The organism is Candidatus Phytoplasma zeae, from assembly GCF_001712875.1.
In the GTDB taxonomy this organism is placed as follows: Bacteria; Bacillota_I; Bacilli_A; order Acholeplasmatales; family Acholeplasmataceae; genus Phytoplasma; species Phytoplasma asteris.
Genome location: NZ_CP015149.1, coordinates 138,980 through 153,205 on the forward strand (window position 1 = coordinate 138,980; position 14,226 = coordinate 153,205).

The window sequence follows — 14,226 nt, forward strand, 5'->3', positions numbered from 1 at the left end:
TTTGGGCTTTTTGGGTGGTTTTTTTTGTGAAAAAATTTGTTTGGGAATATTAGTTTTAGTCTCCAATTTTTTATTAGTTAATTTATGTATTTTATTTATGATTAGAAATATAATTTATGATTTTGAAAAAATAGACTTCTAAATATTGCTGTCAATATCATATCCTTCATATATTTTAATCAAAACACTATATTATATTATACTAGCATTTTGAAAATATTTTTCATTTTAACAGTTGGAAGTTGGTGAAAGTGGGTTAGGGTTTATATTAAATTTAGATTTGCATTAAGCATATATCAATTTACAAAAAAAGACATTCATTTAATGAATGTCTTTTGTATTTTAAAAAAATGGAGAATAAAAGTAAGAAAAAGTAAGGAATAAATTATATAATTATAATAAATAATAATATTCTTGTTTTTCTTTTTGAAGTTGGCGTATTTCTATGGAAATATTTTCAATATCATTTAATAATTTAGATAAGTTATTGAAAAAAACATTTATTTGTTTTTGTTCTTTTAAAGCGGGTAATTTAAAAGTTAGTTGATAAAAAACATTTTTATCAATTTCGGATATTACCCCTTGTTTTCCAATAACCTTTAATTTTTTATGAACTTGAGAATTTTTTAAAAAATTCAATATAAAATTAGCATCAAACCCCTCTTTAACTTCAAAAACTGAATAAATATTAGAAATCAATACTGGTTTATTATAAATATTATAAGCAATTGATTTATATTTTAAGAAATCTCTGTTGTTCATAACAATATTGTTGGGATATGCTATTCTATAATTTTTTTAATGTTTTTTTTAAATTGTTTGTTATTATCTCTTAAAATCAAACCTTTTTTACAATCTAGACTACAAATATCATAAAGGAAGCTATCTTTATTTGTTTTTGTTATTTCTTGTATTATATCTTTAATTGCTATTTCTTTTCTTTCTTTAGAATTTTCGAAAAATAATTCAATCTCTTTTTCTATTTGTTGTATTTTTTTGAGATAAATTATTTTTTTTAGTTTCTAATAATTCTATTTCTCTTTTGAAAATCGCAATATTTTTTATATTTACCTCTTTGTTTTCTTGTAAATGATTTGAACAATATAAGTTTGTGGTTAAAACATAATTATTTTTTCTAATTTGCTCTATATTTGCTCTATATTTGCTCTATATTTGCTCTATATTTGCTATTGACATTTTGTCATTTTTTTTTATTTTGTGACACCATTTCCATTATATCTTTAATATTTTTTTTTGCCTAATTGTCTTAGAGAAATACCACTTTTAATTCTTTCATGCATTTCTGATGCATCAATAAAACGAATTTGATGTTTTTGATTTTCTACACATTTTTGTATAATTAAAATATAAGTAATGGTTGTTTCAGATACATAAGGGAAAATATTTAGGGGTAATTGTATAATTGTATCAATATATTGATTTTCTATTAAAAATTTTCTAAATTCTATTACTCCAGGTGTAGAAGCGCATAAAACTCCAGATGGTAAAATAACACCTAAAGTACCATCTTCTTCTAAGAGATGTAACATATGCATTAGAAAAGCTAGTCCTCCTCTTTTTTTAGGAATTGATTTGCCTTTTAAATAAAATCTGTCGCAATTTTCTTTATTTTTTTCTTTATTATTGGTATACCATGGAGCGCCAAAAGGAGGATTAGCGATGATAATGTTGTATTTTTGTTCTAAATGGCTTTGATGTGGGAATAATAAAGTATCCCCATTTTCAATCTTTAAATTATAATAAGGTATATCATTTTTGTATTTTTGACCGCTAAAATATTTATTATTATTTATATGATTTATAATTTTCAAAAGTAAAGATCCGCTACCACAACAAGGATCATATATTTTTGTAATATTTTTATTTTTTGTTTTATGACAAATGATTTGTGATAAAAGTTCAGAAACAGAGGGTGGTGTAAAAAATTCTCCAGATTTTTGTTTTTTTAGTAATGTTATCGCTAACAAATGTTTCAATTAAATACATATAAATTTTACCCATTGCATCTTCACAAAATTCATTACCTGAAAAAATATTGTCGATGCCTGTAATAAGGTTTTTTAATTTTGTATTTTTTTCTTCCTCGTTGCCTAATTTGGATTTTTCGGTTAAATCAAAATTTTCAAATAATCCTTTAAAACAATGTGACTCAATAGATTTTAAAGCTTTATCTATTTCAACAAAACTAAAATTATCTTGATTAATAGAATTATTTAAATTAGCCCATAAATACTGAGGTTCAATGTGAAATCCACAAAAACCTTTTATATTGTTTTTAAATCTTGATTGTTCATTCGACTCCCATTTATCCCATGCTTGTTTATATTTCTCCAAGGATCCCAATATTGTATTTTTACAAATATCTTTTTCAAATTTTATAGATAAATAACGGAAACTTAAAAGAGGTAAAATATAATCTTTAAAAATAGTTGTATCCTCAGAATTTCTTAAAGTGTTATTAATCAAATTCCATAATTTTTGTTTACAAATTTGAACATTTTGATTTTTGTCATTTTTCATATTATAATTTTCCTTAATTTTGTCATTTTTGGATATCTTTAATAATTATTACACCAATCTTTAATGAAATTATAAATTTCATCTCTTAATTTAAATGTATAAAGATAAGGCAAAACTTCGCTCTTTTGCCCTTTATTTTTATCCATATATTCTTTTATTTGGTTTTCATTTTTGCTGATATGTCCTCTTAGAATAAAATCTTTAAAACCCAGATCATTTTTTTATAATCAAAATAAGCATTAATTAATTTTTCCAAATCTTTACTATTTTCAAAACAAAATTCTTTGCTTTTTACCTCTATTTCTCTTTTGCTTTCTTGTTCTTTAATTAAATCTTTAACAAAATTCTTCCACAAATTAGATAAAATATTTCTTATAGCCCCCCTTGTTGAGCATTTTGTGTTATTGTAGAAAAAATTTTATCATCTTCAATTTTATTTAAAAAAAATTCTTGCTGTTCTTTAGTCACATCATTATTATTTTCGTCCAAAATATTTTTTATTTCTTTATTAAAATTTTTGTTTTGTTGTGATAAAATGCTTTTATGTATTTTTTGTTCAGTTTTTTCAAATGATGATATTAATTTGTTTATATAATCTAAATTAATAAATGCGCTACCAACGTGTTTTATTTCATCTTTTGGATTCAACGTGTTTTGTGGCATTCCTGATTTAATTTTATCTCTTTTGTTTTTATAATCTAAGAACTTTTCCTTGTCTATTTCATTTTTAAAATATTTTTCTTCAAACTCTGTTTTTATCCTAATAATATTTCTTATTTTAGAATATTTATCAAAAATATCTATGAATTTTTTTTCTTTTTCTGTATAACCCATAATATTTTTTTCAATATATTTTACATTAGGAGCTAATTTTCTTATTTGTTTTAAGTAATCTTTATATTCTAGTTTTAATTCTTCATAACTTTTTTCTTTTTGATTGTGTGTTCTGGATCAAATAAACCCATTGATTCATTAAATAATAAAGCTTGGTCGTTGTCCTTTTTCTTCGTTTGAAAACAATAAATATTACCGTATTTTTTGCTTTTATCATGTTTTTTAATTGTTCTAGAAAATGCTTGGATTAAATTATTGTATTTCAACTCTTTGTCTAAGTATAAGGTATTTAATAGAGGAGAATCAAAACCAGTTAAAAACATGTTGACTACCAAAAGTAAATCTATTTTTTGATTTTTATTATCAGTTTTCATTTTTTCTAATATTTGTTCATGATATCTTTTTTCATTAACAAAAGGCGTTTTATCATCTACAAATTGATTTTTTGTTTTTTTGCTAAAATTTTTATAAAAATCACTTTTATTGATTTAAAAGCCTCCCTTTTATCGTCATTTTTTTCATTTTCAGAGTTAAAATGTTCAGAACAAATAGCTGCTATTTTTAAATCATGTTCATTTTCCTTGTTTTTAAATATGTTATAATATTCTATTAAATCATCAATATTAGAAACAGCAAATAAGGCATTATATTTTTTATTTTGTGTTAAATCATGATAAGAATTTAGAATCTTTTTTACTACTTCTTCTTTACAAGTTGAATTATTTTTTGTTTTTCTATAATATTCCACATTATAATCAATAACAAATTTATCTTTTAGAGCATTGGAAAAACGATATTAATGTATACATTTATTAAAAAGTTCTTTTGTTGTTTTAGCATTTTTACTAAGTTTATTTTTTTCGAAAATAGGCGTCCCTGTAAACCCAAAAAATAAGATCCATAAAAATATTTAATCATATTTTCATGCATTTCTCCTTGTTGCGATTTATGGCATTCATCTATGATAAAAAACATTTTTTTCATTTTTATATTTTTTAAAAAATCTTCATTTTTATATTTGTTTATTAATGAATGTATTTTTTTTAAAGTCGTTGCAATTATTTTTCCACTAGCATTGTTTTTATTTTGCATTATTTATTTAAGATTTTCTACCTTTAATATTTCTTGAGTTGAATCTTTTTCAAAACTATTAAATTCTTGAAGAGTTTGCGAATCTAGTTCTATGCGGTCAACTATAAAAAAACAATAATATTTTTTTGAGTTTCATTAATGGATATAAATTTTTTCAAATAACGACAAAGTAAAAAAGCAGTTAAAGTTTTACCTGAACCTGTGGTATGCCAAATATGACTATTTTTTTTTTAATGTTATTTGTAACATTTAAAGGGCTTTCTTGAGTTATTTCTTTTTTTGTGAATTCAACAATTTTTTTATAGCGTGAAATTGATGAGGTTTAGCAACCATTAATTTTTGATTTTTTTCATGATGCACCAAAAAGAAAAATAAAAACAATGCTAAATGGCAACGTTGTAAAAATTCTGGAATAAATTCCATGACTTCATTTCTTTTATTATTGTTTTCATCACTCCATTCAAAACGGAATTTATTTAATTCCTTGCTTTTTCCTGCGTCTTGATTTGAAAAATATTGAGTATCGGTTCCATTTGAAATTATAAAAAGTTATATACATTTAAATAAACCTTGTTGTTTTAATTTAGGGAAATAGTCTTCTACTTGTTTAAAAGCTTTGTCAAGCCCTTTATCCAAACTTCTTTTTTTAATTCTATTAATATCAGCGGTATGCCATTAATTAATATTACTATATCATACTAAGCTGATTTTGACTCGTTTTTATATGAATTTTGAGCAGGAACTTTTTGTGCTACTTGAAAAATATTTTTACACCAATTTTCTTTATTAAAAAAATTAAAATAAAAATAGTCTTTTTTGTCTTTTTTTGGAATTTTTATTTCTTTTCTTAAATATTTATAAATGTCGATAACATCCATTTTTTCATTGGTAAGCAATTCACTATTAATTGTAGAAAACCAGTATTCATTCAGCTCCTCCTTCCCCTTCTCTTGAAAAGAAGTGTCAGGAACATACCTACTGTTATATTCTATAAATTGTCTTTTAAAATTATCCTCTAATTTTTCTTGTGTTTTGATGCTAACTTCTGCATAACCCATTTTTTTAATTTGTTAATAATGCTTTTTCTTAATATCGCCTCTTCCTTTTTATTTTTTTGTTTTTTATTATTTAAACACATATTTGTTAATTCTCCACTCTCATTAACTATTTTAGAAAATATTTAAAATGAAAAAAAATAATTAGATAATTTGTCTTTTGTATATTAGGTCGTTGATTTATATTTAATATTTAAACGTCGCTTGATAAACTTTATTAACTATATTTTATCAAAAAAAAATCAACAATATAATTCGTTATTTTAACCACTTTTTATGTCTTTTTGGCTTTTATTTTTTATTTATGGGTGGGAATTAATTTTATTTTAAAACGATTATAAATTATTATTTTGATATTTTTTGGGTTATAATAAAGTCATAAGCAATTTAGTTTATTTTAGATTATTATTTATTATGTTAATTATTTTATTTATAGAGAAATAGCTTTTATAATTTTAATCAGTTATCGAGTATATTGTTTTTACCAAAACCAAAGAAATAGAAAAAATATATACTCAAAATGGTGAAAAATATTTTGTTCAAAACAATTGCGATATAGAAAATAAAAATGGCGACAAAGTATTTTTCAGAAAATGCGAGACAATAGAAAAAATAAACCGCAAAAATGGGCAAATATAATTTTATAAAAAGAATTGCAAAATGGATAAAAAAGAATTGAAAGATGGAACTTTTATTTATTATGACGCAAAGGGAAAAAAATACAAAAATAATAAATGTAAAGTTAATTCAATCTAATCGTATTCTAACCATAGAATAGATCAATATTTTAATTACAATAAACAAATAATTCATTTGCAAATTTGCAAAATAAACTTCTATTTTCATCTAATAATATGTTATAATATTTAGGAGATTTTTTTGTATATAAAAAATTATTTATGTTCTAATTTATCTAGATGTATTGTTGTGGTTTGGTAATAATTTAATCAAAGGAGTTTTTAGTGTCTTATTTAGTTTTATACAGAAAATACAGACCACAAACTTTTGCAGATGTTGTCGGTCAAGAAATTATTATCCAAACTTTAAAAAATGCCATCAGATACCAAAAAATTAATCATTGTTATCTTTTTAGCGGCAACAAAGGTACTGGAAAAACTACTTTAGCCAAAATTTTTGCCAAAGCCATTAATTGCTTGTTGCCCAATCAAGGAGATGTGTGTTGTTCTTGTCATTATTGCCAAAACTTTACCAAAGCAAACACAGACATCACAGAAATTGATGGCGCTTCTTATAATGGGGTTGACGAAATCAGAGAATTACAGGATAAAGCCCAATACAAAGCTCACACAGGCAAATACAAAGTCTATATTATTGACGAAGTTCACGTCCTTACGCCAAACGCTTTTAACGCTTTGTTAAAAATTTTAGAAGAACCGCCCGAACATGTAATTTTCATCTTGATTACTACCGAAATTTATAAAATCCCTGACACCATTTTTTCGCGCGCTCAAAGTTTTGCCTTTGAAAATTTGAACCTCAAAAACATCACTGCACAATTAACCAAAATTGCTGCTTTGGAAAATATGTTTATCACTGAAGATGCCATCAAAAGCATTGCTTGCCATTCGGAAGGTGGAATGCGAAACGCCCTTAGTTTGTTAGATCAGGTAAGCGCTTATCAAAATAATTTGATTACTTCAGAAGATGTTGCAAATATTAAAGGTACGGTGTCTGCCAGCATTATCAAAAAATTGTTCCAAAATCTACTAAAAAAAGAAGCGATCGAAGCATTGCAACTTTTGCACAAAGCAATTGATTCAGGCAAAAACATCGACCTTTTAATTTTAGATTTAATTGATGCTATCAAAGATTATTTAATTTGGAATGCCAAAAATAAAAAAGATTCCAAAACATCGCCACTTTCCCAAGACCAAAAAATATTATTGCTTGAAGAAACAAACCACATTGATCATTTTTTAAGAATCTTAATTAAATTACAACAAGACCTCAAAAAAAGCGATCAAAAAAAATCTTTGGTAGAAATTGCCTTTTTGCAAATATGCTCTCTACATTCTTTTCAATTTCAAGCCAATTTACAAGAAACCCAACAATTTGTAACAAATAAAACAAATATTTACAATAATGAGCAACCATCACTTGCATTAGATGAAACAAATGCCAAAGAAAATTATGAACCAACAAAGCTTACCCAAAACAATACAGAAAAAAAAACCTTTGACAAAACAGAAAAAATCAAACCAACTAAACTTGCGTCAATAGCAAACGAAAAACCACCAAAAACAGAATATCTGCATCCAGTCCAAGATTTACAGTCTCAAAATAATTTTTCACAAAAAAAACCTAACAATTCTACTACCTCCGAATTGACTCAACAAAATAACTTGCCTTCCCAAAACTCACAAGAAACCAAATCCCCAACAAAAAAAAACCCTTATTTTTCCAATTCTTCTCTTTGTGGTTTGATATCATTTGCAATTAATATTTTATCTAATCAAGACGAGCCAACCAAAAACACAATAACAAATTTTTGGAAAAATTTAAAAAATCGCTATTCTACTCACAGTTATTATAAAAGTGTAGCCGAAATTTTGGATAGAGGAAAAATAGTTGCTTTGAGTCAATCCCAACAAATGATTTTAGTTTTTGAAGATGAAGATGCCTTTGAACTTGTTTTACAAAAAAACATCAAACAAAAAGCTTTAGAAATTTTGAATAACGACACTTTTGCAATTACAGACTACATTGCTTTTTTAAAACAAGATTGGCAAGCCTTAGAAACTTTTTACAACAAAAATCATCCTCATCCAAACGAGGCATCAATTGCAAAATTCACAGCTACTTGCAATTTTGATCTTGACTTATATCAAATCAAAGCGACCCAACCAACCAAGCCTGCTATTATCCAACTAGCTTATGATTTTTTTGGTAAAGATATAGTAGAAATAATTAACTAGGAGCAAAAAATTATGAAAACACAATCTAATATGTTTGAAAAATTAAAAAAAATGCAAGAAGCAATTGAAAACGCCCAACAACAATTAGAATTACAAGAATTTATTGGCAAAGCAGGGGATGTAGAAATTGTTTTACAAGGCACCAAACAAGTCGTAGATGTTATTATTTCTCAAATTCACAGCAAAGCAATTCTCCAAGAAAGCGTTTTGTTGGCTTTTAATGCTGCTTTAAAAAAGTTAGAAAGAAAATCCAAAGAACTCATGCAAAAAGCATCTGGATATTTGATAGAATTCTAAAATTTTTACCCCCCATATTTTGCATTTCTTTATTTTATTTAGCCCTTTTTTTCCTTTCTTTTCTTTTTATTTTATCACTTATCATTATTTCCCAAATCCCAAACATTATTACATTAAAAGAAGGTATTTTATGAAAAAAACCAAAACTCCAAAATCACTTTTGGAAACTGCTTATGACATTATGAAAAAACATAACAATCCTGTCCCAGTCTATGATTTATTAAAACAAACATTGCAAAAACATCAAATCCCAAATAACAACCCCAATGTAGCTAATCAGCTTTATTTAGACATCGCTTTGAGCGGAAAATTTGTTTTTTGTGAAGACAATCAATTAATTATTAAAGAGAATAATAAACTTTTTTGGGATAAAGATTTTTTTGAAAAAACTCAAATTTCAAACGACGAACCTCTAGACGAAGATACCAATTTACAAGAATTAGATTTTGAGGATTTCCTTTCTGACAAAGACACTGTCCAAACTGACCCTCTACAAGATGATTTGCTTGATTTAGAAGACGAACCTTCAGAAGAACAAAACAAAGACGATGACAAAATTGAAGATGATATTGTTTTAGAAGACAAAGATGATTATGAAGATCCATTAGAAGAAGAATGCGAACATCTTTATGAAAAATAATTACCACTTTACAATTTGCATTTACAAAAACCAATCAATAATTATCAAGTTTTTTAAGTTCATTAATATCCTTTATTCTTGATGGATAAGGGATTTTTCCTTTTTTTTATTTCCCCCAACTCTAAACAACCAAAAATGGTTTAAGAAAAAACATTAGTAAAACGAGGTTAAATAATATGTTTTTAGGTTTTTACAATTATACAACTTATTTAACTTACCTAAATTTAATGAGTGGTTTTTGTGGCATTGGCTTTGGTGCTTGCGGCAAATACACTTCTGCTTTAATCTGCCTATTAATATCAGGCTTTTGTGATATGTTTGATGGTGTGGTAAGCCGAACCAAAAAAAATCGCAGTCATACAGAAAAAAGCTATGGCATTCAAATTGATTCTTTAGCTGATATAATAAGTTTTGGCGTCCTTCCTATTTTTATTAACTATTCTTTGAGTTTCAAAGGTGAAACTTCAAACCTAAAAGAAGAATTTTGGCTATTTGCACTTGTTTGGCTAGTTTGGGGCTTTTATCTTTTGGCAGCCTTAATTAGACTTGCTTATTATAATGTTTTAGCTGAAACCCAAAAATACGACTCTCAAAGCCCTTCTTATTTTACAGGTTTGCCCGTAACTGCAGCTGCTATTTTATTTCCTTTTTTATTTTTAGCTAAGTTTATTTGCAAAACTTGGGATTTCAAAAGTTTAGGATTTATCGAACAAAGACCTACTTTTTTTTGGTTTCATTTTGCCTGCATGTTACTTTTAACTTTTTTATTTCTTTGTAAAAAAATCCATTTCCCCAAGCCAAAAGCCAAAACTACAATAACAATTATTTTATTATTAGCACTAAATTTTATCCTATTTATGTTGCTTAAAATCTTATTAAAATATTTATTACCAATGGCAATTACAAAGTGAGCGATTTACAATATGAAAATAGTTAATTTAGAAGGAAAAATTATTTGTCAAGACTCAGCAAGTCGCCTGCAAAAATTTTTATACACAAACTTAGAAAAAAACTTTTGGAAAAGATGCCTTCTCAAAATTTTGATCACTAAACCTATTTCTTGGTTAGTTAATTTGTATTTTTATTCTCCTTGGTCACGCCAATACGCTTTGAAAATCATCGAACAACACCAAATTGATTTAAACTTATTTGAAAAACAAAAATTTAGTTCTTATAATGATTTTTTTACAAGAAAATACAAAGAACTTGCTATTCCTCAAGACAACTTTGCTTTTATCAGTCCTTGTGAATCCAAATTAAGCATTTATCCTATCACCAAAAAAGCACTCTATTGCATCAAAGAAACCAATTACAGTTTAGTTGATTTGTTGCAAAATCCCACATTAGCTCAAGAATACGAGGAAGGCTATTTGCTTATTTTCCGCTTAGAACCCCATGATTATCACCGTTATCTTTTTGTAGACGAAGGTTTTTTTCAAATGCTTCCTTGCAAAATCAAAGGAAAATTACATACAGTAAATCCCATTGCCTTTGAAAGTTTTGATGTTTTTAAAACAAACACTCGCGAATATAGTATCTTACAAACCAAAAATTTTGGTAAAATAGTTCAAATAGAAGTAGGAGCCACATTGGTAGGAAAAATCCAAAATCATCCTTTGCAAACGTTTTCAAAAGGTCAAGAAAAAGGCTATTTTGATACAGGAGGTTCAACTATTATTATCTTAGTTAAAAAAAATATAGTTTCATTTGATCCTCGTATTTTAGAACACACCCAAAAAAGATATGAAACCCAAATCCCTATTTTAACTGTTATTGGTAAAAAAATAACTCCTACAAAGTCCCATCCAATCACTTATAAATCCTTCTCTGAACCCATTACACCCCAACCAAAATCAAATCAAAACTCCAATTGCACCACACAAGCCAATCATAAAGAAAGCGAAGTACAAAAACTTGAATAATAAAGATTTAAAAACCAAATTTATTTTTATTACTGGAGGAGTCGTTTCAAGCCTAGGAAAAGGCATCACTGCTGCTTCTATTGGACAAATTTTAAAAAATAGAGGTCTTAAAGTAAGTATTCAAAAACTAGATCCTTATATTAATATTGATCCTGGAACAATGAGCCCTTATCAACACGGTGAGGTTTTTGTCACTGATGATGGCGCTGAAACTGATCTTGATTTGGGTCATTATGAAAGATTTTTAGATGAAAACATGAGCAAAAAGTCAAACGTCACTGCAGGGCAAATTTATCAAAGTGTGATCAATAAAGAACGCGAAGGCAAATACTTAGGTAAAACCGTTCAAGTTATTCCACACATCACTGAAGAAATCAAACAAAAAATAATTGATGCTGCTCTTTTTCACAAATCAGATGTTGTTATTGTAGAAATTGGAGGCACCGTAGGAGACATTGAATCATCGCCTTTTTTAGAAGCCATCAGACAAGTTCGCTTTGATTTTGGTTATCACAATGTTTTGTATCTTCATACCACTTTAGTTCCTTATTTAAAAAAAGCTCAAGAAATCAAAACAAAACCTACCCAACACAGCGTTAAAGAATTACGTGCTTTAGGAATACAACCTCAAATTTTGGTCTTACGTAGTGAAGTTCCTATCAACCAAGAAACCAAAAATAAAATTGCTGCTTTATGTGACATCAATCCACAAGCTATTTTTGAAGCCTTAGATGTTGATATTTTATATCAAATGATTCTTAACTTGCATCATCAAGGAATCGATGATTTTATTTTAAAACATTTAAAACTTACTAATTTTTCAAACGCCGATTTGCAAGCCTGGCAACAACTAATTACACGCATCCAAAATTTAGAAAAAAAAGTAGTCATTGCTCTAGTGGGTAAATACATTGTTTTACATGATGCTTATTTATCAATCATAGAAGCTCTTAAACATGCTTCTTATCAATATAATTGTAAATTGGAAATTAAATGGATAGATGCTGAAAAAGTAACTCCAGACAACATTTCTTCTTTGCTTGAAGACTATGATGGTATTTTAGTTCCTTATGGTTTTGGCAATCGCGCTATTGAAGGCAAAATTTTAGCCATTAATTATGCAAGAACTAACAATATTCCTTTCTTTGGGATTTGTCTAGGTATGCAGTTAGCAGTTATTGAATATGCCCGCAATGTGCTACATTTACAAGGTGCCAATTCTTTGGAAGTTGACGAAAAGACGCCGCATCCTGTAATTACTAAAAAAATAGTTGACAGCAATTTAGGAGGAACCCTGCGATTAGGTTCTTATCCGTGCCATCTTAAAGCCAACACCAAAAGTAAAGCTATTTATAATCAAGAAATAATTTATGAAAGACATCGTCATCGTTTTGAGATGAATCCTCATTATGTTGCTTTATTTGAAAAAAATAATGATTTTGTTGTTTCTGGAATAAATCAAGAACAAAAGCTTTGTGAAATTGTTGAGTTAAAAAGCCATCCTTGGTTTATTGCAGTACAATTTCATCCTGAGTTTTTGTCAAGACCATTAAAACCACATCCTTTATTTAAAGGTTTTGTTGAAGCGTCTTTATTAAATCAAAAAAATAAATAATTTATAAATGAAAAAAACTACCTTAAAAAGGTAGTTTTTTTGTTATATGTATAATAAAAACACCCTTAATAAGGGTGTTTTTAATTGGTTAAATTATTAACTTTTTCTTGGAGGTTTTTGGCATTATCATTTTTAAATAATTTTTTTATATTTGAAAAAATTGTATCATCTGCTTTATTATCGTTTTTTTTTAAATAATCATAAGCATCGTCTTTTGCTTTAACAATTTTTTCGTATAGGTCTTTTACTACTTCGTATTCATTGCTAGTTGATTCTTTATAATATTCAATTACGTGTTTATTTACTGCTTCTAAATTAGTTTTAATGCTGGCAAGTTTGGAATTAACATTGCCTTTATTTTCTTCTTTTGTTAACTTTTCAACTGAATTATACAAATTTTGAGCTGCTTGTTTTGCCCAAACTTTTTTAGGAGAAAGCCAGTTAACAGGATTAAAAGAAATATAAAAACCTAAACCTAAATAAAGAGTAACAGTAATAAAAATAATGCCAGTAATGATTTTTCCTCGTTTAGTTGCTAAAAATTTCATCTTTTTAATTCCCTTAATAGTTATTTTTCATAAATAAAATAATTGAAATACTAAAAAAATAATTACATAAGTAATTATAACACATAAAAAGAGTAAGCTTGACTTTTTGTTTGCCAAACTGAGTGTTATTTTATTTTTTTAAAAAGTTTTGCTAAGGCTTTGTCTGCTTTTTCATCGGGTATAACTGTCAAAAATTTCTTTTTGCCAAGCAAAGTGTTGATGTAAAAAACAGAGGTTTTTTTAACACAAAGAGCTTCTTCAATTGTGTTTTTAATTTCTTCATGGCTAAATTCTTGGTCTTGATACCAATTTCTAACTAAGTCTAATTCGTTAGATGTAAGAGTTTGTCCTTTGTTGTGTTCTAAATATTCAATAGTTTGTTGGATTAAGGTAAGTTGGTTTTGGCGTTTGGATTCGCGAATTTGGTCTTGATAGATTTTTTCTAGCTTGGCAAAAGTGGGGTGTAGTGAAAAAACTTCAATAATTTTATGGTTTTTAGTTTCTTGGGAAAGGTCAAAAAAAACCTTTGACATTAATTGTTCTAAAATATGTTCTACTTCTTTTTTAGTAATTCCTGCTTTTTTGGCTAAGGCGTTGGACGAAAAGACGCGTTTTTTGGAAAAATCTAGTAAGAATAGCAAAATAGTTAGTTCAGGGTAGGTTAATCCTAATTTTTGGTATTCTTGAATTAACATTTTTTCTACTTGTAAAAAACCATCTTCGTAAAGTTTTTGAAACATAACCAT

General features: G+C 26.8%; 17 protein-coding genes. 6 read left to right on the forward strand and 11 right to left on the reverse strand.

Going from position 1 to position 14,226, the window contains the following annotated elements:
• Window positions 1–393 precede the first annotated feature (393 nt).
• The 9 genes from MBSPM3_RS00680 to MBSPM3_RS00715 all read right to left on the reverse strand — a co-directional run bounded on the left by MBSPM3_RS00680 (window position 394) and on the right by MBSPM3_RS00715 (window position 5,525).
• Complete coding sequence (locus tag MBSPM3_RS00680; RefSeq protein WP_069028092.1) at window positions 394–762, reverse strand: restriction endonuclease subunit S; 369 nt, start codon at window positions 760–762, stop codon at window positions 394–396.
• A gap of 479 nt (window positions 763–1,241) precedes the next feature.
• Window positions 1,242–1,997 carry an N-6 DNA methylase gene (locus tag MBSPM3_RS00685; protein ID WP_083985306.1) on the reverse strand — a complete coding sequence of 252 codons (756 nt, stop codon included), beginning with the start codon at window positions 1,995–1,997 and terminating at the stop codon, window positions 1,242–1,244.
• On the reverse strand, window positions 1,921–2,541 hold the full coding sequence (locus MBSPM3_RS00690; protein WP_069028094.1) for a type I restriction-modification system subunit M N-terminal domain-containing protein: 621 nt from the start codon (window positions 2,539–2,541) through the stop codon (window positions 1,921–1,923). The genes MBSPM3_RS00685 and MBSPM3_RS00690 overlap by 77 nt, the downstream gene beginning before the upstream one ends.
• A gap of 372 nt (window positions 2,542–2,913) precedes the next feature.
• The gene (locus tag MBSPM3_RS00695) at window positions 2,914–3,420 is read right to left on the reverse strand and encodes a type I restriction endonuclease subunit R, EcoR124 family (RefSeq protein ID WP_232308860.1); all 507 of its coding nucleotides are present in this window, start codon (window positions 3,418–3,420) and stop codon (window positions 2,914–2,916) included.
• Between the two features lie 29 nt (window positions 3,421–3,449).
• Entirely contained in the window at window positions 3,450–3,863 is a 414-nt protein-coding gene (locus MBSPM3_RS00700) for a type I restriction enzyme subunit R domain-containing protein (protein ID WP_425311661.1), read from the reverse strand.
• On the reverse strand, window positions 3,806–4,123 hold the full coding sequence (locus MBSPM3_RS00705; protein ID WP_069028097.1) for a type I restriction enzyme subunit R domain-containing protein: 318 nt from the start codon (window positions 4,121–4,123) through the stop codon (window positions 3,806–3,808). The genes MBSPM3_RS00700 and MBSPM3_RS00705 overlap by 58 nt, the downstream gene beginning before the upstream one ends.
• Before the next feature lie 26 nt (window positions 4,124–4,149).
• Window positions 4,150–4,467 (reverse strand): DEAD/DEAH box helicase family protein, encoded by a 318-nt coding sequence (locus tag MBSPM3_RS03275; RefSeq protein ID WP_069028098.1) that lies wholly within the window; start codon window positions 4,465–4,467, stop codon window positions 4,150–4,152.
• 101 nt (window positions 4,468–4,568) lie between these two features.
• Window positions 4,569–4,682, reverse strand: coding sequence for a DEAD/DEAH box helicase family protein (locus MBSPM3_RS03335; RefSeq protein WP_152550838.1), 114 nt, complete (start codon window positions 4,680–4,682; stop codon window positions 4,569–4,571).
• A gap of 483 nt (window positions 4,683–5,165) precedes the next feature.
• Complete coding sequence (locus MBSPM3_RS00715) at window positions 5,166–5,525, reverse strand: type I restriction endonuclease (protein ID WP_069028099.1); 360 nt, start codon at window positions 5,523–5,525, stop codon at window positions 5,166–5,168.
• A 959-nt stretch (window positions 5,526–6,484) separates the two neighbouring features.
• Between MBSPM3_RS00715 and dnaX the strand changes: the two genes are divergently transcribed.
• The 6 genes from dnaX to pyrG all read left to right on the forward strand — a co-directional run bounded on the left by dnaX (window position 6,485) and on the right by pyrG (window position 12,932).
• A complete protein-coding gene (gene dnaX, locus MBSPM3_RS00720; protein ID WP_069028100.1) occupies window positions 6,485–8,458 on the forward strand; it encodes a DNA polymerase III subunit gamma/tau in 1,974 nt (657 codons plus the stop codon).
• Window positions 8,459–8,470: 12 nt separating this feature from the next.
• Window positions 8,471–8,755, forward strand: a complete 285-nt coding sequence (locus tag MBSPM3_RS00725; protein WP_034172222.1) for a YbaB/EbfC family nucleoid-associated protein — start codon at window positions 8,471–8,473, stop codon at window positions 8,753–8,755.
• 130 nt (window positions 8,756–8,885) lie between these two features.
• Window positions 8,886–9,395, forward strand: coding sequence for a DNA-directed RNA polymerase subunit delta (gene rpoE / locus MBSPM3_RS00730; RefSeq protein ID WP_069028101.1), 510 nt, complete (start codon window positions 8,886–8,888; stop codon window positions 9,393–9,395).
• Between the two features lie 176 nt (window positions 9,396–9,571).
• A complete protein-coding gene (locus tag MBSPM3_RS00735; protein ID WP_069028102.1) occupies window positions 9,572–10,306 on the forward strand; it encodes a CDP-alcohol phosphatidyltransferase family protein in 735 nt (244 codons plus the stop codon).
• 12 nt (window positions 10,307–10,318) lie between these two features.
• Window positions 10,319–11,317: a phosphatidylserine decarboxylase gene (locus MBSPM3_RS00740; RefSeq protein WP_069028103.1), complete on the forward strand. Its 999-nt coding sequence runs from the start codon at window positions 10,319–10,321 to the stop codon at window positions 11,315–11,317.
• Complete coding sequence (gene pyrG, locus MBSPM3_RS00745) at window positions 11,310–12,932, forward strand: CTP synthase (protein ID WP_069028104.1); 1,623 nt, start codon at window positions 11,310–11,312, stop codon at window positions 12,930–12,932. The genes MBSPM3_RS00740 and pyrG overlap by 8 nt, the downstream gene beginning before the upstream one ends.
• Window positions 12,933–13,012: 80 nt before the next feature.
• Here pyrG and MBSPM3_RS00750 read toward each other — a convergent pair whose 3' ends face one another.
• Both MBSPM3_RS00750 and MBSPM3_RS00755 read right to left on the reverse strand, forming a co-directional pair.
• A complete protein-coding gene (locus MBSPM3_RS00750; RefSeq protein WP_069028105.1) occupies window positions 13,013–13,480 on the reverse strand; it encodes a hypothetical protein in 468 nt (155 codons plus the stop codon).
• 125 nt (window positions 13,481–13,605) lie between these two features.
• Window positions 13,606–14,226 (reverse strand): DnaD domain protein, encoded by a 621-nt coding sequence (locus tag MBSPM3_RS00755; RefSeq protein ID WP_180365501.1) that lies wholly within the window; start codon window positions 14,224–14,226, stop codon window positions 13,606–13,608.

Excerpts from the sequence above, each read along its gene's own strand:
- MBSPM3_RS00755 (WP_180365501.1), bottom strand. The coding sequence starts at position 14,226 with ATGGTTATGTTTCAAAAACTTTACGAAGATGGTTTTTTACAAGTAGAA.
- MBSPM3_RS00740 (WP_069028103.1), top strand. The coding sequence starts at position 10,319 with ATGAAAATAGTTAATTTAGAAGGAAAAATTATTTGTCAAGACTCAGCA.
- MBSPM3_RS00750 (WP_069028105.1), bottom strand. The coding sequence starts at position 13,480 with ATGAAATTTTTAGCAACTAAACGAGGAAAAATCATTACTGGCATTATT.
- MBSPM3_RS00715 (WP_069028099.1), bottom strand. The coding sequence starts at position 5,525 with ATGGGTTATGCAGAAGTTAGCATCAAAACACAAGAAAAATTAGAGGAT.
- MBSPM3_RS00690 (WP_069028094.1), bottom strand. The coding sequence starts at position 2,541 with ATGAAAAATGACAAAAATCAAAATGTTCAAATTTGTAAACAAAAATTA.
- MBSPM3_RS00725 (WP_034172222.1), top strand. The coding sequence starts at position 8,471 with ATGAAAACACAATCTAATATGTTTGAAAAATTAAAAAAAATGCAAGAA.
- MBSPM3_RS03275 (WP_069028098.1), bottom strand. The coding sequence starts at position 4,467 with ATGCAAAATAAAAACAATGCTAGTGGAAAAATAATTGCAACGACTTTA.
- MBSPM3_RS00680 (WP_069028092.1), bottom strand. The coding sequence starts at position 762 with ATGAACAACAGAGATTTCTTAAAATATAAATCAATTGCTTATAATATT.
- rpoE (WP_069028101.1), top strand. The coding sequence starts at position 8,886 with ATGAAAAAAACCAAAACTCCAAAATCACTTTTGGAAACTGCTTATGAC.
- MBSPM3_RS00735 (WP_069028102.1), top strand. The coding sequence starts at position 9,572 with ATGTTTTTAGGTTTTTACAATTATACAACTTATTTAACTTACCTAAAT.